Annotated in this window: 24 protein-coding genes; 2 read left to right on the top strand and 22 right to left on the bottom strand. The window is 28.9% G+C overall.

What is annotated here, in order from left to right; all coding sequences use genetic code 4:
* Positions 1-1,049 precede the first annotated feature (1,049 nt).
* Both CP520_RS00785 and CP520_RS00780 read right to left on the bottom strand, forming a co-directional pair.
* Positions 1,050-1,433 (bottom strand): hypothetical protein, encoded by a 384-nt coding sequence (locus CP520_RS00785; protein ID WP_096862583.1) that lies wholly within the window; start codon positions 1,431-1,433, stop codon positions 1,050-1,052.
* Positions 1,434-1,633: 200 nt separating this feature from the next.
* Positions 1,634-2,026: a DivIVA domain-containing protein gene (locus tag CP520_RS00780; protein WP_157755764.1), complete on the bottom strand. Its 393-nt coding sequence runs from the start codon at positions 2,024-2,026 to the stop codon at positions 1,634-1,636.
* A gap of 96 nt (positions 2,027-2,122) precedes the next feature.
* On the opposite strand from CP520_RS00780, the gene CP520_RS00775 reads away from it, so the two are divergent.
* Positions 2,123-2,629 (top strand): Holliday junction resolvase RecU, encoded by a 507-nt coding sequence (locus CP520_RS00775; protein ID WP_096862581.1) that lies wholly within the window; start codon positions 2,123-2,125, stop codon positions 2,627-2,629.
* On the opposite strand, the gene CP520_RS00770 is transcribed toward CP520_RS00775, so the two are convergent.
* The 8 genes from CP520_RS00770 to CP520_RS00735 all read right to left on the bottom strand — a co-directional run bounded on the left by CP520_RS00770 (position 2,604) and on the right by CP520_RS00735 (position 9,132).
* The gene (locus tag CP520_RS00770) at positions 2,604-3,146 is read right to left on the bottom strand and encodes a DnaD family protein (RefSeq protein ID WP_157755763.1); all 543 of its coding nucleotides are present in this window, start codon (positions 3,144-3,146) and stop codon (positions 2,604-2,606) included. The two genes, CP520_RS00775 and CP520_RS00770, sit on opposite strands and share 26 nt — an antisense overlap.
* A 108-nt stretch (positions 3,147-3,254) precedes the next feature.
* Entirely contained in the window at positions 3,255-3,530 is a 276-nt protein-coding gene (locus CP520_RS00765) for an HU family DNA-binding protein (protein ID WP_096862579.1), read from the bottom strand.
* Positions 3,531-3,598: 68 nt separating this feature from the next.
* Positions 3,599-4,588, bottom strand: coding sequence for an NAD(P)H-dependent glycerol-3-phosphate dehydrogenase (locus CP520_RS00760; protein WP_096862578.1), 990 nt, complete (start codon positions 4,586-4,588; stop codon positions 3,599-3,601).
* A 14-nt stretch (positions 4,589-4,602) separates the two neighbouring features.
* Positions 4,603-5,916, bottom strand: coding sequence for a ribosome biogenesis GTPase Der (gene der / locus CP520_RS00755; protein ID WP_096862577.1), 1,314 nt, complete (start codon positions 5,914-5,916; stop codon positions 4,603-4,605).
* Positions 5,917-5,919: 3 nt separating this feature from the next.
* Positions 5,920-6,591 carry a (d)CMP kinase gene (cmk, locus tag CP520_RS00750; protein WP_096862576.1) on the bottom strand — a complete coding sequence of 224 codons (672 nt, stop codon included), beginning with the start codon at positions 6,589-6,591 and terminating at the stop codon, positions 5,920-5,922.
* A gap of 22 nt (positions 6,592-6,613) precedes the next feature.
* A complete protein-coding gene (locus CP520_RS00745; protein WP_096862575.1) occupies positions 6,614-7,291 on the bottom strand; it encodes a hypothetical protein in 678 nt (225 codons plus the stop codon).
* A gap of 129 nt (positions 7,292-7,420) precedes the next feature.
* Positions 7,421-8,335, bottom strand: a complete 915-nt coding sequence (locus tag CP520_RS00740) for an ECF transporter S component (protein ID WP_096862574.1) — start codon at positions 8,333-8,335, stop codon at positions 7,421-7,423.
* 71 nt (positions 8,336-8,406) lie between these two features.
* Positions 8,407-9,132: a hypothetical protein gene (locus CP520_RS00735; RefSeq protein WP_096862573.1), complete on the bottom strand. Its 726-nt coding sequence runs from the start codon at positions 9,130-9,132 to the stop codon at positions 8,407-8,409.
* A 93-nt stretch (positions 9,133-9,225) separates the two neighbouring features.
* Between CP520_RS00735 and CP520_RS00730 the strand changes: the two genes are divergently transcribed.
* Complete coding sequence (locus CP520_RS00730; RefSeq protein ID WP_096862572.1) at positions 9,226-9,792, top strand: inorganic diphosphatase; 567 nt, start codon at positions 9,226-9,228, stop codon at positions 9,790-9,792.
* A 65-nt stretch (positions 9,793-9,857) separates the two neighbouring features.
* Here CP520_RS00730 and CP520_RS00725 read toward each other — a convergent pair whose 3' ends face one another.
* The 12 genes from CP520_RS00725 to CP520_RS00670 all read right to left on the bottom strand — a co-directional run bounded on the left by CP520_RS00725 (position 9,858) and on the right by CP520_RS00670 (position 21,731).
* Complete coding sequence (locus tag CP520_RS00725) at positions 9,858-12,323, bottom strand: ABC transporter permease (RefSeq protein WP_096862571.1); 2,466 nt, start codon at positions 12,321-12,323, stop codon at positions 9,858-9,860.
* A gap of 7 nt (positions 12,324-12,330) precedes the next feature.
* The gene (locus CP520_RS00720) at positions 12,331-12,780 is read right to left on the bottom strand and encodes a MarR family winged helix-turn-helix transcriptional regulator (RefSeq protein WP_096862570.1); all 450 of its coding nucleotides are present in this window, start codon (positions 12,778-12,780) and stop codon (positions 12,331-12,333) included.
* Between the two features lie 70 nt (positions 12,781-12,850).
* Positions 12,851-13,642, bottom strand: coding sequence for a hypothetical protein (locus tag CP520_RS00715; protein WP_096862569.1), 792 nt, complete (start codon positions 13,640-13,642; stop codon positions 12,851-12,853).
* 80 nt (positions 13,643-13,722) lie between these two features.
* The gene (locus CP520_RS00710; protein ID WP_096862568.1) at positions 13,723-14,439 is read right to left on the bottom strand and encodes a YebC/PmpR family DNA-binding transcriptional regulator; all 717 of its coding nucleotides are present in this window, start codon (positions 14,437-14,439) and stop codon (positions 13,723-13,725) included.
* Between the two features lie 107 nt (positions 14,440-14,546).
* Positions 14,547-15,176, bottom strand: coding sequence for a deoxynucleoside kinase (locus CP520_RS00705; protein WP_096862567.1), 630 nt, complete (start codon positions 15,174-15,176; stop codon positions 14,547-14,549).
* A gap of 56 nt (positions 15,177-15,232) precedes the next feature.
* Entirely contained in the window at positions 15,233-16,000 is a 768-nt protein-coding gene (locus tag CP520_RS00700; protein WP_096862566.1) for a pseudouridine synthase, read from the bottom strand.
* The gene (gene scpB / locus CP520_RS00695) at positions 15,990-16,589 is read right to left on the bottom strand and encodes an SMC-Scp complex subunit ScpB (protein WP_096862565.1); all 600 of its coding nucleotides are present in this window, start codon (positions 16,587-16,589) and stop codon (positions 15,990-15,992) included. The genes CP520_RS00700 and scpB overlap by 11 nt, the downstream gene beginning before the upstream one ends.
* Entirely contained in the window at positions 16,582-17,421 is an 840-nt protein-coding gene (locus CP520_RS00690) for a segregation and condensation protein A (RefSeq protein ID WP_096862564.1), read from the bottom strand. Before CP520_RS00690 ends, scpB begins: the two co-directional genes overlap by 8 nt.
* Before the next feature lie 189 nt (positions 17,422-17,610).
* Positions 17,611-18,744, bottom strand: coding sequence for an IMP dehydrogenase (gene guaB, locus CP520_RS00685; RefSeq protein WP_096862563.1), 1,134 nt, complete (start codon positions 18,742-18,744; stop codon positions 17,611-17,613).
* Between the two features lie 6 nt (positions 18,745-18,750).
* Positions 18,751-20,292, bottom strand: coding sequence for a glutamine-hydrolyzing GMP synthase (guaA, locus tag CP520_RS00680; RefSeq protein ID WP_096862562.1), 1,542 nt, complete (start codon positions 20,290-20,292; stop codon positions 18,751-18,753).
* Between the two features lie 219 nt (positions 20,293-20,511).
* The gene (locus tag CP520_RS00675; RefSeq protein WP_096862561.1) at positions 20,512-20,958 is read right to left on the bottom strand and encodes a hypothetical protein; all 447 of its coding nucleotides are present in this window, start codon (positions 20,956-20,958) and stop codon (positions 20,512-20,514) included.
* A gap of 113 nt (positions 20,959-21,071) precedes the next feature.
* A complete protein-coding gene (locus CP520_RS00670; RefSeq protein ID WP_096862560.1) occupies positions 21,072-21,731 on the bottom strand; it encodes a hypothetical protein in 660 nt (219 codons plus the stop codon).

The raw sequence follows: 21,731 nt of genomic DNA, 5'->3' as shown, positions 1-21,731 counted from the left end.
AATCAATTTGTGAAAATCTTTTTGAAGGTTGTGCTAATCAAAAGAGACTTTTCTACTCTTCTTTTGAAAAGAAAAATAGTTCTGACAAAAGTCTAATTCAATAACTTCATAAATAATCTTCATGACTAAGTTAAGCTTAACTACCATATATAAGAAAACCTATAAACTAAAAACGACTGAATTATTCTTACCTGAAGAAAAGAATACCTTTTTATAAAATAGTTTAACTTAAATAAAGTCTTTGCCCTTAAACTCAAAGACTTTAAACAAGATAATTTAAACCATCCTATTTAAAAGATTGAATCAAAATAATCGTTAAATATAAGCATTTGTTAATTTATTAATGTTAATTTTATTACTTATAAAAATTGTTTTACTAAGAACAGAAATATCTTAAAAGATCATAGGTTCTCAAAAGTCCGTCTTAAACCACTAAAAAGTACTTTTTTATAATTACCTATTATTTAAAACATCTGAATTAGATATTATTTTTAAAGTTTTTCCCTATATAAACGTTTATTTAAAATCAGTTATTAAATTCACTAATAAAAGAACCTTTCGACATTTTAAAAAAGATCTAACTAAACAATTACAAACAAGATCAATGAAAAAAGATATTATTAATATTTAGTTTTATCTATTTTTAAAAAAAGATTCTTTTAATTTTAATAGTGAATCAAACATCATTTAAAAATAAAATTGTTAATTTATATTTAATAATTTGATTATTTTTATTATTTCTTTTCTTCATTTATCCTTATATTTCATCCGATAAAAACATAAAAGATACTAAAAGAAAACATCAGTTAACTTTTCCCTTTTATTTAAAAAAGTTAAGAAGCAAAAATCTGAAATCGGATGCTTTGCTTCACACACTTTATTATAGGAAAAATTTCACCAAAAAGCATTAGTTTTTAGAAAGTTCTGATATAAAACAGTAATAAAAATACAAAATATTTTTAAAAAGTTGGTTTTTATTAGCAACTATTAGAAAAACCTTGAAAAACATCTTCTCATTGCTGAAAAAAGGTTTTTCAAGGTTTAATAAGTTAATCTGAAGTGAAGTTCATCACTTTTAGTTTAGTTTGATTTAAAGTAAACATTAAAACATGTTTAAATGTTTTATCAGTGTTTTCAAGTTTTACAAGAATTTCGTTTTCTGTTTTATCGTTTAGTTCAAACACAATCGTAACGTTTTTATCAAAGTCGCTTTTTGTTTCATTCGGATGAGATAATTCATATTCTTGTTTTTCTTCGTTATATGCAATTAAGTTGTATTCTAAAGCTTTAGAATAACTTAGTTTAGTTCTGGTTTCTCCTTCAAAATTAAGCCTTAATTCATTGTGGTTTTCTCTTGAACAACTAACAACACTAGTTGTTAAAACTGGAGCTACTATTAAAGCTGTAAGGGTCGATAAAAGCCTTTTTGTCATATTTCTTTCCTCTCTTTTATTAGCTATTTTTCTATAAAATCATATTTAAACTCTCAAGAGTTAAATTTGTTTGTTGTTTCTAAATCTTATAACTTTATTTTGAGAAAGTCACAAAATAAAACATACAAGTTTTTTTAACTAATTTAGAATAAAAATAAAAACCCTTTGTTTTCAATATTACAAAGGGTTTGATAGAGTTTTTAATTTTGTTTGTTGTTATTAACCAAAGTACTTAAAGAAGAAGCAATTAAACCAATATCTTGTTTTAAATCATAGATATCTTTTTCCATGTTTGCCATTCTTTTCACCATATCTGGATTAGAAAAGGTTTCTTTGGTTTGCTTACCTTCTGTTTGAACTTTATCTGTTAATTGTTTTTTAAGTTCAACTAGTTGGTCTCTTAAAGATTGATTTTCTTTATATTGTTCTTCTAATGAAGTTTTTAAAAGTGAAACTTCATTATCATATCATTCATAATCTTCACTAACTTGATCTAAGAAAGCATCGACTTCTTTTGGGTTATACCCACGATCAACGATTTGAAAGTCCTTTGTACGAATTGCATCTTCATCAAAGTTTAAAATTTTTACCATAACTAAATTTTTCATTCCTTTTTTATTTTTTTGTTATTTTAATGATACACTTTTAAATTTTTCTCTTATACCTATATAGAGAGAAAGGAGAAATTTATGAACCCAATTAAAAACAAAGGACTTTTCTTAGAAGAAGTCTTAAACATAACTAACCAAAAATATATTGATAGTAATAAAGCAATCGTGAATAAAATACCAACTAACATTAAATTAATTAAAGCAAACGATAATTTAATCAATAAAGCTATTTTTAAAGAAGGAAGCAACTGCGATTATGTTGGTTGTTACAAAGGTTGTTATTTTGAATTTGAAGCCAAAGAAACCATTAAAGATAGTTTCTCATATCAAAACCTAAGAAAGAATCAGATCACTGAACTTAATCGGATTGTTGATAATCATGGAATTGCTTTTATCATTGTTTATTTTTCAAGTGAAGAGAGATTCTTTATCTGCGACTGATTACTAATGAAAAACTACTTTATAAAGTTTAAAAAAACCATTCCTTTAGAATGGTTCATTGAAAATACGGCGGAACTGTTTATAAATAGTCATCTAGAATTAGATTATTTAAAAGAGTTTAATCGTTTAACCAATCATACATAATGATTGATGGCTTTTTTGCATTCTTGTTAAGAATTTTGTTTTTTAAATCTTTAAAAGTTTTAACTTGGCCTTCTTTTGAAGTTTTTAAAATCTTTTCACGAGAATAACCAGTTGCTAAAAGAGTCTTTAGATAAGCTAAATCTTCATAAGAGATATTTTCTTGAAGATTAGCATTTAATTTCGCGATAAATTCTTCGCCTTCTTGTTGTTCTCTTTCAATTTCTAACTTAATGGCAATAGCTTCATAAACACCATCAAAGATTAAGTTTTTTGAAGTTACTTTAACTAATCCTTTTTCAACTAAATCATCAATTTCATCACTGATAGCATCTAAAGGAATAGTCATGTATGGAGCAAAAAGTTCTGGAGTAATATAGGTTTTATCGTTATTTTCACATCTTTTTAAAACTGAGAGAATAATAATTACTTGGTTTTCATTCAAACCAATTTTCTTATAGTTTTGTAATAAAAAAGTTTCTTTATTTATGACACCATTGTGTAATAATTCAATAAGCACGTTAAATATAACCCCGTTTTCCCTAATATAAAAATTATCACACAAAAAAAGAAGCTTTTTATAGCTTCCTTAATAAAAATATGATTAACTAATAAACTTATCGATAAACTATTTGTTTACTGATTCTTTTAATTGTTTTCCGGCTTTAAATTTAACTGATTTAGAAGCAGGGATAGTTAATTTTTCTTTAGTTCTTGGGTTTAGTCCAGTACGAGCAGCTCTGTGTGAGATGCTGAATTTTCCAAATCCAGGGATCATAATTTCGTCCCCTTTAACTAAAGATGTAGAGATAGTTGCGAATACAGATGTAATAATTTTGTCTGCAGCTGCTTGACTTAAGTCGTTTGCTTCAGCAACTTTAACTGCTAATTCTTTTTTTGTCATAATATATACCACTTTCTATGTATTTGATTCTTTCAAATTATAACATTATCATTTAGTGAATGTGTGGCTTATAGTGTAAAAAGGGCTTGTAATAGGGCTTTTGGTGCTTTATTTTGATAAATTATCTCGTACATTACTTTAAAAAGCTTAGATTCTACGTGATATTTGTCTAAAATTTTGTTCGCAACTTCACAAGTTCCAACTCCTTCAACTGTGAAATCACAGTCTTCTCTAGCTTTTTTAGCTGAGTTTTCTTGGACAATCATACGACCAAAAGTATAATTTCTTGATTTCTTAGATGAGGCTGTTAAAACCAAATCCCCCATTGTTGCATAGTTAGTAAATGAATCGTGTTTAGCGCCAAATACTTTAGCAATTTTATAGATTTCGTTTAATCCATAAGTTAATAATGAAGCATGTGCATTATCACCTAATCCTGATTCATCAATCATTCCAGCCGCAATTGCAATGACGTTTTTTAACGCAGCTGAAATTTCACAAGCAGGAAGATCGTTTGAAGGTTTAGCAAAGAAGTATTCGTTTGTGAAAACATCACAAACCTCTTTTGCTAATTCAATGTCATTAGATGCGATATTAACATATGTTGGTTCACGACTTGCAACTTCTGAAGCAATACTTGGACCATATAATCCGCAATATCCTTTTAGATATCTGGTTGGTTGTAGAGTATTAATAATGTATTTTGATAATAAATCAACGTCTTGTTCATCAATCCCTTTAGCAGTATTGATAATCACAACTTCTTTTTTTAGATATTTAGATAAGTCTTTTAAAACTGAAGGTAATGCCTTTGTTGGCACTCCTAAAACGATATATTCAGCTTTTTCTAAGCTTGCAACAAAATCCATTGTTGCCTGAATATTTTCATTTAATTTTAAATCTCTAAAAAATGATTGATTCATATGATTGATGCTAATGTCATCAACTTGTTGTTCAACAACACCATACATTACAACATTATTTCCTTTATCAGCTAAGACATTCGCCAAAGCTGTTCCGTAAGCTCCAGTTCCAATAATAGTGATGTTTTTTTGCATATTATTCAATTTAATTATTTCCTTTCTCTGAAAATCAGATTCATTGGTACACCTTCAAAACCAAATTGTTGACGAATTTGGTTTTCTAAATAACGTTTGTATGAGAAGTGTACATAGTCAGGATTATTTACGAAGAAAACAAAAGTTGGTAAGTAAGCTTGAACTTGTGAAGCATAATAAATTTTTAATCTTCCTCCGTTGTGTTTTGGAGCAGGATTTAATAATTGTGCACGGTTTAAAACTTCATTTAGAACACTTGTTTTAATTTTTCTGTTTAAAGCAGCTTTAATGTTATCAATATCATCAAATAACTTGTAAACACGAGTTTTATCGTGAGCTGAAGTAAATAAGATTTGTGCATATTGTAAGTATTTGAAATAGGCTCTAATTTCTTCTGTTTTTTCTCCGATTGCTTTTTCTTTATCAGGAACTAAATCTCATTTATTTCCAACAATGATAATTGGTTTTCTTTCTTCAAAAGCAATTCCACCAATATTAGTATCTTGATCTGTAATTTTTTTAGTCATATCTAAAACTAAAACAACTACATCAGCACTGTTAACAGCACTAACAGTTCTAAGGTAACTATATTTTTCAACGTTTTCGTAGATTTTTCCTTTTTTTCTTAACCCAGCAGTATCAATTAAAGTGTAGTCTTTACCGTCACGTTTAATTTTTGTATCAACTGAATCACGAGTTGTTCCAGCAATATCAGAAACAATCATTCTGTCCTCACCTAAAATTGAGTTTACTAATGAAGATTTACCAACATTTGGTTTCCCAATAATAGCAACTCTAGTGTTATTTTCATCAGCATCTTCTTCAATTGGAGGCATTTCATGAATAACTTTATCTAATAAATCTCCAACACCAATCCCATGAGTTGATGAAATCATCACAGGTTCGCCAAAACCTAAACTCATGTATTCGTAAGGAGATGCATTTGGATCTTGACGGTCATATTTATTAACCGCTAAAACAACAGGTTTATCAGATTTATAAAGTAATCTTGCAACCGCTTCATCATCTGGTGTGATTCCTTGTTTGTAATCTAATAAGAAGATGATTTCATCAGCTTCTTGCATCGCAATTTCAGCTTGCGCTTTAATTTCTTTTGCGAAGGGTTCATCTTGTAAAGTAATCCCTCCAGTATCAATAACGATAAATTGACGAGTTAATCATTCAGCATTTCCATAAATTCTGTCTCTTGTAACTCCGTTTTTATCTTCTACAATTGATTTTTTCTCTCTAATAATACGGTTAAACAATGATGATTTACCAGTATTAGGACGTCCAACAATCGCAACAATTCCCTTTCTTTTTGCCATTGTCTACACCTCTTTTTCTATTTTCTTAATTCTTTCAACAATCTTATCGACTAATATTTCTGGAGAATCATAATCAGCACTATCCAAGTATCAAGCATCGCTTGCTACTTTTAAAGGCCCAAATTCTCTAGTTTTATCAGTATGATCTCGTTGTTCTATTTTTCTTTCAACTTCTTCATAACTTTCATTAATACCTTCTGATAAGTTTTGTTCATAACGGCGTTTAGCTCTCACTTCTAAAGGCGCATCTAAATAAATCTTTAAATCAGCATCAGGTAAAACAACAGTTGTAATGTCTCTTCCAAGTTCAATCATTCCTGGATGATATCCGATTTCTCTCTCAATCACATTCATGTGATCTCTAACTTGAGGAATGATTGTTATCTTATTAATGTTATCAGTGACTGCATCAGTTGAAAGTTTATCAGTGATATCTAAATTATCCCCAATTAAAACTTTTTTATCTTTAATATCAAATTTAAAATTTTTAATTGAATCAATCACAGCTTGTTTGTTATTAAAATCAATTTTATTTAAATAACAATAATAAGTAAAAGCACGGTAAAGCAAACCAGTATCAAATAGTTCATAGTTAACCTTTTCAGCTACTTGTTTAAAAATAAAAGTTTTTCCGCTTCCAGCAGTTCCATCAACTGCTACACAAATTTTTCTCATATCTCTCAAATTCCCTTCCTTTTTAAATTACAGATGGAATAACGATAGCAAGAATTGCTCCAATCACACAAAGACCGACAACCACTACATATCAAATCCATTTTGTTTTATAAGAATTTAAATTCTTTTTAATCCTAGTAATGTTGTTTTTGTTTTCTTTCTTTTGCTCTTCAACTTTAACACGAAAACTAAGTTCATTATTTTTAAGAATTTTGTCATTTAAAATAACTTTATTTTTAATCTCACCAGAAGTTTGTTCAAATGCATTTACAAATTCTTTTTTAGCTTGTCTTAATGAAGTTATACTTTCTAAATCTCTTTCGATTTCATTTAGTCTAGTTTCAATCGCAATTGAATATTCATTAGGTTTTAAAGCATAACTATTTTCTTTTAAAAGATCACCACTGATTTGATTATCAGTGATGTCATTTAATTCCATCATTATGTTTTGTAAATCATTTCTAATTGAAGTTAACTTCTCGTCATAAGAAGTTGATTGAATATTATATAAATCATCTTGATGCATATCAACATCAATATTTTGATAAACGATATTAAAAAAAGAATTACTTAAGCTCAATAACTTTTGTTGTAAGTTATTAGCAGCATCAGTTCATTCATTAGACATTTTTGATTGGTGATCATCTAACTGTTTATATAAAACAGCGTTTCTAGATGTTCTTGATTGTTTATCGCTCATCTTTTAGAAATATCTCCAATCTAAATTAAAATCATTCTATTCTTTTACACTATATATTATAAAGTAATAAGTAAGACTTATTAACCAATTAGGTTTAATTAAACTTAGACAATAAAAAAGATATCAATTTTATTGATATCTATGGTTAATTGGTTTCATTTTCTTTTGTACAACTACAAACAAGATATAGAACACTAAGAATCTTGCTAATTGTAATCCAAAAGTTCCAAAAATAACGGCTGCTTTATCATTAGTAAAGTCATCTCATTGGGTTACGGCTTCACCATGGTCATGATCTGCATGAGCAGTTTCAGCGTGATGATGTTCATGTGATTCTCCAGATTTAAAAGTTAAGTATAGAGAAAGGATAAAAATAGTAGTAAAGATAACAGCAAGTAAGGGAACGATAATAGCTCCTGGTGTTCATTCTTTAAAAATTCTTTTCTTTTTATTTGGATCTTCATGGACTGGTGAATTTCTAAATAGTCCATAAAAGATAAAGAAGAATGCTAATACAGCAATTGCATATCCAACTGAATCAAAAGCAATTTGGATTGGAGAATGGTCTCCATCAATTAAGAAGTGGAATCATGGTTCAATAATAGCAATTCCTAATGAGTATCATAATCCAGCTAATGGAATTCCTAAGATAATTACAAGGATATCTAAAATACGCATATCAATGGTTACCCCACCAATATTAATTGTTAGTTTTTCTAATAATCCATCAATTGCACTTAATCCAACTGATAAAGCTAAGATTACAGCAGCAACACAGATTCTAAAGATTTCACTTCTTTTACTTGTTTTAAATTGATTTTTTAAAGAGAAATCTTGTTTTTTAACATCATCATGGTTCCCATAGCGGTCAAAGTGGTGAACACCATGATAGTGGTCTTTATCAGCATGGTGTTCAGAATCTAGAATTTTTTCTTCTTTATCATGCTCATGATTAACTGTGTCTAACTCTTCACACTCAAGGTCTTCATTTAACAAATCATTTAGTTGTGTTTTGGCCTCTTTTAACGAGTCTTTTTCTTTCATTTTTTATCTCCTTGTTTATTTATAAAAATTATAAATTAAGTCTTGCGTTAATACAAGGTTATTTATAAAAATTATAATTTAGATTGTCCAAAGTATTTATTAACCAGAAGATAATCAACTTTATAGGTTGGTATAAAGATAACTAAAGAAATTAAATATTGAACGATGTTGAACCATAAAACAGTAATTAAAATTGGCTTAAGATCAGTTGGCTTTCCACCAGATGAATAATATAAATCAATTAAGAAATATTTATTATAAACAACATCCATTCCAGAGGTTATTAAAGTTGCTAAAACATAAGCAATAATTAACGAAATTAAATAACCAACTTGTTTTTGCTTATTGGTTTCGATTTTCATTAATTTAACTCTTGTAAAGTTAATCAAGAAAATGATTACAAAGAAAAATAAAAACATTGTCAAGTCGCTTAAATTAATTGCTAAACAAGAAACAGCATCATTTCCTAAAGCCATTCTAAATCAACTTCCGACTTCTATCATTAGAATGGTATAAAAAACTCCAGCTCCCATAAAAGTTATAATATAAATTCAAAAGTTGATGTTAAAAGTTAAGAAGCCTCCAACTGGAAATAAGCCTAAAACAAAACGAGAAATTACTTCAAAAATTATGTTCAAAGTTAACATCATTGCTAAAAAGGTAATTGTTTTTGTATTAATCTTAAATTCTTGTTTAATTAAGTCTTTTCAGTTCGAATGATTAATTTCTGAAAGATCATAATGATTAGTTCAAACTTTGTATTTTGGTTTTATGTTCTCTTGGTTTGTTGAATTCATACTAGCCCTCTTTTTATGACTTATATTATAACAATTTGTGTATATTTTTGTTTTTCACTGTTATAAGATTAATAAGAAAGGAATGAGATATTAATGAAACAAACAAACGTAATACCAATGATCGTTGAAATTCCAATGGGAAGTTCAAACAAATACGAAGTTGATGCAACAACTGGAAGAATCGTTTTAGACCGTGTTTTATATGGTGCTAACTTCTATCCAGGAGAATATGGAATGGTTGAAAACACTCTTGATTGAGATGGAGACCCATTAGATGTAATTGCTTTAGCAACTTACCCAACAATGCCAGGAGTTCAAGTTAATGTTCGTATTTTAGGAACAATTGACATGATTGATGATGGAGAAATTGATACTAAATTATTTGGAGTATTTGCAGACGATCCTCGTTTCAGTACTTTTACTAAATTAGATGAAGTTCCTCAACACTGAAAAGACGAAATTGAAAACTTCTTCTTACAATACAAACAATTACAAGGTAAAACTGTAAAAATTGATAGCTGAAGTGATGAAGATCAAGCTATGAAAGAATTACAAGAATGCTACGATCGCTTTGAAGAATACAAAGACCGTATTGAAGCTGGTGAAAAAGACCAAATCGTTGAAGAATGACATAAACAAGGATTAGGTTTAGGAAAATAATCCTTACACCATAAAATAAAAATGAAAAAAGATTCAGAATTAATTTTCTGAATCTTTTTTAATATTTAATCATCGTTGTTAACTTCTGATTGTTCCTCAAGATGAAGTTTTTTACGCTTATCAAGATATCATTTAAAGCCTTTATCTTGGCGAACGATTTCTTGAGTTAATAGATAACGTTGTAAATCAAATTTACCATCTAAAGCATTTCAATCATATTTGTATTTTTCTTGACCATCTTTCTTAACACCTTTAGTTATTCTAAAGTTGTTTGCTTGCTTTGTTTGTTTCATTTGCATTAAAGCAAGATAAACATATTGTCCAAGATATGAACCATAAGTTGCTTGATTAATTCTTCATTTAGAAGCTAAAACTCCTAAAGCATGGAATAAGAAGAAGAATATTATGATTATTCCTCACATTTGTAACATGTAATTAGAACCATAACTTGTTGGACCAACAATGTTGAACCCAAAGTTAAGCTGGTCTAAGCCTTGGAAAACATATTTAAAGATCATTACATATTGAATTACTCTAAAGAATCCATATTCCATGACTGCAGGATAACTTCCACCTCCACAAGCAATGTTAAACATTAGATAAAGAACACCAATAATTCCTCCTAATAAAGGAGAACTAAAGATATATTGCATTCCTTGTAAAATTGCAATGATTGCTAAATCGCATGCTAAGGTTCAAAGATAAACATATCCAGCAGTTGATGGTGACATAACGTTATGTCAAACTGTTCCATAAGCAATTCAAACAGCAAAGGTTACTTGGAAGAAACCAATAGTTGAAAAGATCATTGCTTTAGAAATATATCAATTAGCAAAGTTTAATTTTGAATATTGTTTATTTCTTTTAATAACCCCTCTTAACATTGTGGTTCCAACAAATAAACCAATCATTAAGAACATTCCACCTAAACCAATTCCATACACTGTCGCATAGGTTCCATCTTTTTTAGTGTCGTTATTATTAATATTTAAGTCTTTTGAAGGATCCCATCCTTTTAAGTTAATTGTGCGTTGAACATTTTCAAAAGCAGAACCTAAAACATAAGGCATTTTCAGATTAAAGAATGCTTCTGGGTTATTTACCATTTGATTAGTAAACCAACTATTTAAGTTAATCGTTGAAGTTTGTTCAATAATATTATTATTTTTAAAGAAGGGATTAATTTTAATTTTAAATTCGTTATGCATAACTTCTTGATACGCCTTAATTAACGCATCTGAATTATCTTTTTTACCTTTATTCATCATTTCTTCTAAAGCCTTTGTTCCAAACATTGCAACATCTTGTTCGCCTTTATTTTTAGCTCCAGTTGTAAATACTACTTGCATAAAGTTTGTGAAGTTAAATGATGTTGCCATTGCTTCTTGCAAACGACTCATATTGTCTTTATCTAAATTTAATAAAGCATTTAATCAATTATGTATCTTTCCATTTTGACCAGTACCATCACCAAATAAAGTATCTTCATTATTAAGTTTTAGCTTACCAGTTGTATCTAAAGCATTGCTATCATTCACTAAATAATATTTATTATTATCAAATTTATCTTTTGTATCATTTGGTGACATATTTTCTGGATTATTTAAAACTGAACCTTTTGTACCAAATAATTTCATAGCGATTTCATTTGAATTAAATCCTCTTACAATTGGTGTTAGTTGTTCAAAAATTGTTGAACTAAATTCTGTAATTGTATGTAAGAAATATCCAGCTAGAAAATTATTTTCAAAAGTTGTAAAACCATTAATGATTGGTTGGTTTCTATTATCAATTTTTGCACCATTATCATTTAATAATTGACCAATTTTTGCAGCTTGACTAGCTCCATAACCCCTATCAATTTTCATTTGAGCACTGTATTTACCAGTTTCTCAATGTTTTTGAATATCACTTTGATTATTAAAGTAAGTAATATCTTTAAAGGTTAATTGTTTGTTTGGAGAAAATCTCATTTTGAATTTTGCACCATTATTTTCTGGTTGAGAAGAAGTTTTAATTAATGAGTTCTTAAATAAATCTCAAGAATTTGTTTTAAACATAAAAGTATTTTCTGGATTATATGTAACTTGCATATTTCCATCTTTTGTTTTTGTGTTTAAAAATAATCGGTCATTATTTTTAATTCCATCAATCACTTTATCAAGATCATCATCTTCTTTTTCGCCAAGAACATGATCTTTATTTTCACTCATCAAAGCACCAATTCTATAGGTGTATTTATTATCAGTTGTTTTTTCTGCTTGTATAACTTCAACGAAACTATAATCAGCATTAAAGATTGCACTTGGAACTCTTCCTAAATTATCAGAAGGATTTCAAAAAGCTACAGACATCACACAAGCATAAACTACTGGAAGAATAATTAGTAAAGCCAAAGCAACAATTTTCTTTCAACTTGCTAAGAATAAATCTTCAATCCCAATTACATAACCTTTAAAAAGATTAGTTCATCATTCTTTTTGCTTTTTAAAGAATGATTTTGATTTCTTATTTTTATCTTCTTTTTTCACTGAATATCTACTTCCCTTCTATATTTAATTTATCGTGAAGATTTTTAACTCCTTCTTTTAAAGATTCATCTAATTCATTATTAGTATCAAAACCTTCATATCATTTGTAAAGTAAGTTTTTTAATTCTTCATAAGCGGCTTTTCCTTTTTTTGTTAAGTCAAGATGCTTTTTTCTTTTGTCATGTTGATCGATTGTAATTTCAATCGCACCAACATCACTTAATCTTGTTAAAACTCTTGAAGTAGTTGCTCTATCATAACCATAATAAGAAGCAATTTTTTCTTGTGTTAAGTCATCAAAATAACCTAAAGCAAGTAATAAAAAGATTTGCTCTGGTTTAATATTTACATTGATTGTTTTAGCATGTTCGACAAGATAATCTCTAAGGTTAGTTAGAACTGCTCTTGATTGAATGACTGTTAAAATAACATCGTTTTTTGTAATTTTCTTTTCCATATAAAAAACCTTTCAAATGAAAGTATAACATTTTCATTTGAAAGTATCTAGTCTTATTAAGTTTTAATGATTAATATTTAACAAAAGGACCTAATCATTTAATTCCTTCAATATCATTTCTATTTTTAAAAGCAAAGTTATAACTTAAATGAATTTCACTATCATAAGTCATAGCAGCTTTTAAATCATCATAATAGTTTAAAAAGTTTTCTTTAAAATCCATTAAAACATCTTTTGTATATTTATCTTGAATCACAATTTTCATTTCATTTAAGAAAAGAAAAAAGGCTAACAGTAAAGCAATTAAACAAAAGGCTATGATATCAAAAACAGGAACTTTTCAAATAAATTTTAAAAATGGGTTTTGAATATCACTACCACCTTTAGCAACAATGATAATAAAAAGAATAATTTGAAGAACAATGATTGCTACATAACATCAAATTGTAAAACCAATTAAGAAGTTAGCAACCAAACTATAAACTTTAACTTGATTATCTTTTTTTAATTGTCTTGAAGAAAATCATAATCTCGAAATAAAGTAATCTATTTCATAGCCAACAGAATCAAAGTATCTTTTTGAAATAGCAATTTGTTTTTTATGCTTATTTAAGTTTCTTCCAAAGTTTAAAAACTTATCTGGTCTTGTTATTTCATAATCATCTAATTCAAAACGATTTTTATAATATTCAATCATCATATCTAAATCATGGTTTGAAACAACAATGTTTCTAGAATTGATTCTTGGGGTTACTAGTTGTTGAAAGTTCTTGGTATAAACCATTTTAATAATTAGAAAAACAACCATTGCTAAAAAAAGAATTAATAAAAGCACTAAGTTTAAAGTTGTTTGTAAATTCATAATGCTTTTATTCCTTTCTTTTGTATTTAAATTAATTTTAAATTAAAAACCCATCAGATTAATGATGGGTTAAGTAATTATTATAAGTTTGCGTTGTGATAAATTGCTTGAACGTCTTCAAGTTCATCAAGTTTATCTAATAATTTAGTTAATTGTTCTTTTGCTTCAGCATCAGAAATTTCTACATTATCATCTGGAACCATTTTAATATCAGCAGTTAAATAATCTTTAACTCCCATTTCATCTAAAGCAGCTTTAGCTGAGGCAAATGAAGTAAATGGTGCTTTAACAATCACGACATCATCATCTTGTTCAACATCATTAACATCGACTTCATGTTCCATTAAGTACATTAATACTTCATCAGCATCAAATCCTTCAAATTCAAATAATGATAAGTTTTGGAATAAGAAGGCAACTGAACCAGCTGATCCTAATTTTCCATGGTTTTTATTAAAAGTATCACGGATTTCTGCAATCGCACGGTTAACGTTACTTGTTAATGAATCAACAATGATTGCAACACTTCCAGGTCCATACCCTTCATAACGGTTTTGAACAAAGTTTTCAGCATCTCCACCTTCTGCTCTTTTAATCGCACGGTTGATAACATCAACTGGTACTTGGTTAGATTTAGCTCTGTCCATTGCAGCTCTTAAAGCTAAGTTAGCATTTGGATCAGTTCCCCCGTTTTTAGCTACCATATAAATTTCTTTAGCAGCTCTACCGTTTGCTGCTGATTTTTTAGCAGCAGTTTTTGCCATTGAAGCAGCGCGGACTTCGTGTGCTCTTCCCATTTTTATTCCTCCTTGTTTTAAAATTCAATTTTTTAAAGTTTGTATAACATTAATATTCTAAACAAAACAATAAAAAAACACAAAACTTAATTTGTGTTTTTGATATCTTAAGCTTTTCTTAAGCTTGGATCTGTTTTATAGATAGCTTCCATAACTTGATCCATTTCTTTATCAAAGTCATCAGTTTCAGCATCAATTACTGCAAAGTTAAAGTCGTTTTGGTGTTTTTTGTAGAAGTCTTCATAACGTTTATTTAGGATTTCTCAGTATTCTGAGTCCACAATTTGTTCTGAAGGACGACCTCTTTTTGCAATTCTTTCTTCTGCCTTTTTAGTTGGCAACTTTAAATAAATAACAACGTCAAACTTAACTCTTTCATCAGGAAGTTTTAAGTTTTCCATAATAACATTTTCATAGAAATCATTATATGTTTGATAATCAACATCATTAACGTTTCCTAAATCATGATTAACTTGCATGAAAATTGGATCTTCTAAAATTGTTCTATCAAAGATAATGTTTTTTAAGCTAACAGCTTGTCTTAATTGTTTGCTTCTTGCAGCAAGCATATAAATCTGCATTTTGAATACAGTCCCTTTTAAGTCCTTGTAATAATCATCAAAATACGGATTGTCATCGATTGGTTCTGGGAAAATCTCATAACCTAATCGTTTACTAATTTCAGTTGAAACTGTAGATTTTCCAGCCCCAACTGTTCCAAAGATTGCGATACGCATCTTATATTTCAACCCCTTTTATAACATTCAATTTTTATTATACACGACTTAATGTTCTATTTGTTTTCGTCTTCCTTACGTTTTACAGAGTTGTAAGTTCCATAGAAAGTTTTAATTTCATGGGGTGTTAAACTACGGTATTCTCCGGGACGTAAATCACCAATTTCAATGTCTTCAATTTTTGTTCTCATTAATTTTTTCAAATCAATTCCAACAGCTTCTAACATTTTTTTAACGTGGTGTTTACGACCTTCAGCAATCGACATTTCAACAATAGATTCGTCTTTTTCTTGATTATAGTTAGCTAAGTTAGCAGTGATTGCTTTAGTAAAGTAATTATCTTCATCAATAGTTACTCCTTGAGTTAACTGTTTAACTTGTCCTTTTGAAACTCTCCCATTTGCTAAAGCTTGGTAAGTTTTAATAAATTCGTATCTTGGGTGCATTACGAAATTGGCTAATTCTCCGTCATTTGTGACAAGAATTAAACCAGATACGTCATAATCCAATCTCCCAACAGGATAAACTCTGGCTGGTACGTTTTTAAAATAGTCAGCAATTGTTTTTCTGTGCTTTGGATCATACATAGTTGAAACTACATTTCTTGGTTTATAAAACAAGAAGTAGTATTTTTTATCATCAGAGATGATTGGTTGATTATCAATTGTAATCAATGCATCAGTAGATGCTTTTGTTCCTAAATCTTTAACTGTTTCTCCGTTGACTTTAACTCTTCCCTCTTCGATAAGTTTTTCTGCTCTACGACGAGAAACAGCTCCACGGTTAGCAATGATTTTTTGAACACGTTCAATATTATTCTTCATTTACTCTTTCCTCATTAAATATATTTTTATCTTTTAGTTGATTTTGATTTGATGATAAATCTAAATCACTAAGATCTATAGCTGGTAAGTCATCTTGTCCGTTTTCTAAATTGAAAACTTTATAGAAACTTTCAGTAACCACATATAGATTAGCATTATTATTTTCGCTTTTACCAATTGATTTAATTAATTTTTTTTCTTTTAATCTTTGAATTTGGTAAGCTGAATCAGCATTACGTAATTTATCGACTTTTGATTTGGTAATTGGTTGTTGATAAGCAATGATGCTTAAAACTTCAACCATACTTGGTGAAAGTTTTCTTGGTTGATCAACATAACTAAGTTTTGCTAGATATTCATTATATCTTGTTTTTGTTTGTAAACGATATTTATTTTTATCAAATCTTTGGATTGATAAAGCTGATGCTTCATCTTTTTCATATTTTTCTTCTAAAGCATCAATTGCTTTTTTAATATCAGATGGTTTTTCTTCATTTAAAACTTCTAATAAAGTTGCTAAACTGATCCCATCATCTCCATTAACAAATAGCATTCCCTCAATGATTGCTTCTAATTCTTTTTTATTCATAACTCTCTACCTCCAAACCGTTTACAGCTTCAGGATTTTCTAAAGCATATTTTGTAAATCGGAATAATAAATCATCTCGTTCTTCATCTTGACGAACAGTGATGATTTGATACTTCACTAAATCTAAAGCTGCTAAGAAAACAGAAATTAAGTTTGTTAAGTTAAACATTTCAGCTGGTAAGATATCAAAAATTGAAAATTCATTTAATCTATCAGTTCTCATTTTATCTAACACAATTCCAGCAACTTCATTTGGTGATAACACGTTTGTTTCAATGGTATTGAAATCATCCATTGAAACAAAATCATCATAATCATCACTATCAATTAAATCTTGTTGGTGTTTCTTTAAAGCACGTTTGTAGATTTCAGCAAACTTGTTCATATCAAGACCCATATCGGAAAATTCAGGTTCTTCTAATTCAACTGGTTCGTATGCAAACTTACGTTTTGATTTTTGTGGTGAACGTGTTTCAAAATATTCTTCTTGTTTCTTATTTAAAAATTCACTAACACTTCTAATTTGTTGCATTTCTGAAAGTTGTTGAACGAATTGTTCATAACTTAATTCTTCCTCATCTTCAGCTACTTCTTTTTGTCTTGGAAGTAATCAGCGTGATTTCATTTCCAATAAAGTTGCTGCCATCAAAAAGTATTCAGCAGCAACTTCGATATCTAATAATTGTTGATGGTGAATGTAATCCAAATATTGATCAATCACCTGTAGTAAATCGACATCAAAGATATCGATTTTCTTTTCACGAATCATTTCATAAAATAAATCAAACGGCCCATCGAAGTCTGATATTTTAATTTCTGATCATCTTTCCATTTTTTTAAACAATCTCCTTTAATTTAGCTTTTCTCCCTATAGATTAAGTATAAGTTTATCAGTGTAGAATAGCCACTATTTATAATATTTTAACGCAAAGAAAAGCCTTAAAGTATCATTATGAAATAATTAAGCAAGGATTTTGACAAAAGAAAAATACCTTTGCAGGTATTTTCATTATTATTCAAATTATCGACGGTAGTTTGGTGCTTGTTTAAACATTCTCACGTCATGTGGATGTGATTCAACTAAGCTTGCTCCAGAAATTCTTGTAAATTTAGCATTAGTTCTTAATTCATCAATATTATGTGAACCAGTGTAACCCATTCCAGAACGTAATCCTCCCATGATTTGGAAGATAACATCACTAACAGGTCCTTTGAATTCAACAATTGATTCAATTCCTTCTGGAACTAATTTTTTATTTCCTTTTTGGAAGTAACGATCACTTGAACCACGATTCATAGCAGCTAAAGAACCCATTCCAACATAAGTTTTATAAATTTTGCCATCAAGTTCAATTTCTTCACCTGGAGCTTCAGCAGTTCCGGCTAACATACTTCCAAGCATCACAACGTTTGCTCCAGCACCAAGTGCTTTAACAACATCACCAGAGTATTTGATTCCTCCATCAGCAATAAACGGAATATCATGGGTATTACAATAATCATAAACATCCATAATTGCAGAAATTTGAGGTACTCCAACTCCTGCTACAACTCTAGTAGTACAAATACTTCCAGGACCGATTCCAACCTTTACACAGTTAGCTCCAGCTTTAACTAGGTCTTCTGCAGCTTCTTTTGTAGCAATATTTCCAGCTATAATATCAAGTTTTGGATATGCTTCTCTAATCATAGCTACAGTATCCATAATTCCTTTTGAGTGACCATGAGCTGAGTCAACAACAATAAAGTTAACTCCAGCAGCAACTAAAGCATGAACTCTATCTAAAGTATCAGCTCCAGTACTTACAGCAGCTCCAACAATTAAAGTATTGTTTTCATCCATTGAAGCTGTTTGCCCATCAACTTTACGAACTCTAATTTTTTTAACTTTTTTAACTTCTTCAGCTTGTTGTTCAATTGTTAAGTTTTTGTGAATTACTCCAGCTCCTCCTAAAATAGCCATTTCTGTAGCCATTTCACTAGCTGTTACAGTATCCATAGCAGCAGATAAAATTGGAATATTTAAATTAATATTCTTTGTTAATCTAGTTTTTAAATCAACTTGATTTGGTAAGACATCACTTTTAGCAGGAATTAATAAGACATCATCAAAGGTAATTCCATCAGCGATAATTTTGTTTTTAAAAGCATCCATTTTTTCTTACTCCCATTCTATTGTTCCAGGTGGTTTTGATGTAATGTCATATGTCACACGATTAATTCCTGAAACTTCATTAATAATTCTGTTAACAACTTCTTCTAAGAAACTTCATTCGAAGTGAGAAATTGTAGCAGTCATAAAGTCAATTGTGTTTACACTTCTTAAAGCACAAACATATTCATAAGTACGGTTGTCTCCCATAACTCCAACAGTTTTCACTGGTAATAGAGTTACAAAAGCTTGAGAAACTTTGTCATATAGGTCTCTTTCTTCTAGCATTGAAATAAAGATATCATCAGCTTGTCTTAAGATATCACATTTTTCTTTTGTAACTTCACCAATTACTCTAATTCCTAATCCAGGTCCTGGGAATGGATGACGATAAATCATATTCTTAGGAATTCCTAATTCTAATCCAACTCTTCTAACTTCATCTTTAAATAGTTCTCTTAATGGTTCTAATAAAGTGAAGTTTAAGTCTTCTGGTAATCCCCCAACGTTATGGTGAGATTTAATTACTTTAGAAGTTGAACCTTGACGTGATGATTCAATCACATCAGGATAAATAGTTCCTTGAGCTAAGAACTTCGCATTTTTAAATTTCTTAGCTTCTCTTGCGAAGATATCTGTAAATAATTTACCAATAATTTTTCTTTTAGCTTCTGGTTCTTCAACACCTTTTAAGGCATCTAAGAATTCATCTTCGGCATTAACTCTAATAACATTCATATCAAAGTTATCGTGATATAGTTTCATAACTTTATCACCTTCATTTAAACGTAACAATCCAGTGTCAACAAAGATACAAGTTAATTGTTTTCCAATTGCTTGGTTGATTAAAGCAGCAGTCACTGAAGAATCAACTCCACCACTTAATCCTAAAATAACTTGATCATCACCAACTGTTTCTTTGATTGATTTAACTGAATCTTTAATAAACTCAGCCATGAATCAATCTTCTTTGGCTTGACAAATATTAAAGACAAAGTTTTTAATCATTTGTACTCCGTATTCTGAGTGAGTAACTTCTCCATGGAATTGAATTCCATAGATATCTTTATCTTGATGTTTAATTGCAGAAATTGAATTATCTGAATGTGCTAATTGAATATAGTCTGTAGGCATTTTAGTAATGTGATCTGCATGGCTCATTCAAACTAAACTATCTTTTGGAACATCTAAGAATAAATCGCTTGGTTCATCAATGATTAAATGTGCTTTACCAAATTCTTGTTTGTCAGCTTTTTCAACTTTCCCACCATTTAAGTGAGTAATTAATTGCAATCCATAACAAACTCCTAAAATTGGAAGGTTCATATCAAAGATTTTAGTATCAACAGTGTAAGCGTCATCATCATAAACTGACGCAGGTCCTCCACTTAAAATAATTCCTTTTAGGTTCGGATATTCTTTTTTAATTTCTTCAGCTGATAAGTTATGAGGAACAACTTCAGCTAAGACATGTAAATCACGAACTCTTCTAGCAAGTAATTGAGTATATTGACTACCATAGTCTAGAATAATAATTTGTGTTTGTTTCATTTTTCTCCCTCTTGTTTAATTTTTTTATTTAAATAAAAAAAGCTTATTCTCTCGATAAGCTTTGATTACTTATTTATCTTTTTTAAATATTTATTTCTATTAATTGTATATTAATAAAAAATCTTATTCAAATTATAAACCCAGAAAGAAAAAGAAAAAAAGAAACGAATTCTATCGTTTCTTTTGTAGAGTGTTTATATAGTAGATTTTTAAGCTTGCTTATTTGCTTGCTGATGTTTTAGAATCAGCTTTTTTAGCAGCTGGTTTTTTAGCTGAAGCTGGTTTTGCATCGGCTTTTTTAGCATCAGCTTTAGGTGCTTCAGTGGTTTTAGCATCAGCTTTAGCAGTTGGTTTAGTAGATGATTTTACTCAATTTTTAAAAATTGCTTTTGTTCATCTAACTGGGATTGAATCTTCATCTTTTGCTCAGAAAAAGATGTTTACGATAAATCCAATAATTGTAGCAAATACAATTAATGATAATAGACCAAAGACAAATCTTTCTAAACGTGATCCTTTTTGGAATCCTTCAGTATTGAATAAGCGTTGACCAATAGGTTCTTTGTTAAAGCATCATAGAATGATGTTAATAAAAATTGGAACGATACATACTCAGTTGATAAATGAAGCTAAAAATCTTCTTGTTTTAACATTTAAGTTTTTCATTATATATCTCCTTCATTCTATAACTACGCAAATAAAAAATGCTATAGTCATAAAGTTTGATAACTTCATTATAGCACGATTGTTTTATTTTGTGATTGTTTCAGTATAAATCTTTAACTTTGACTAGCTACACTGAATCCTAAAGCTTGGGATTTTAATCTTCTTTTGATTGTATCTAGACATTGATCATAGAAATTAATAATTTCATTTTTCATAAAAATGTTCTTAAATTGAGTTCCAGCAAGTACTTGATTACGGGTAGTATCTAAGAATTCAACTTCCTTATTACATCAATCAGCAATTGATTTAGCTTGTTTTTTATCTTCATTAGTTAAGGTTTTATTTTCTAACTTATTAGTCATTTCATCTTTGATATCACCGTTTTTATCCATATAAATGTATAGCTCGTAAAACATAGTTTGTTTAATATCTTTTAAAATGGTTTCGTTTCAATTGTCAAAAGGCATATCAATTTTTGTTAAAGTTAATAAATCTGATTGAGTTACATTACGGCGATTATTTATAGCTGCAATTATTACTAAGAATAGTTGTAACTCATCTTCATATTTCACTAACTCAGCAAAATCTTTTTTCTCAACATATCTTAAAAATTCAATAGCTACCCTACGATCATTGACACTATCTAGGTTGAGTTCTTTATTGGTAGGAATTTGAGCTAACATCTCTTTTTGAAAACTTGGTTCTACTCTTTTAAAGACAAAATCGTCTTTAAATAATTTCTCTAATCCACTTTTATCTAATTCTTTAATCAT

This window comes from Mesoplasma lactucae ATCC 49193 (genome assembly GCF_002441935.1).
In the GTDB taxonomy this organism is placed as follows: domain Bacteria; phylum Bacillota_I; class Bacilli_A; order Mycoplasmatales; family Mycoplasmataceae; genus Edwardiiplasma; species Edwardiiplasma lactucae.
Note: the sequence above shows the minus strand (reverse complement) of the source record. Positions and strands in the feature narration are given on the sequence as shown.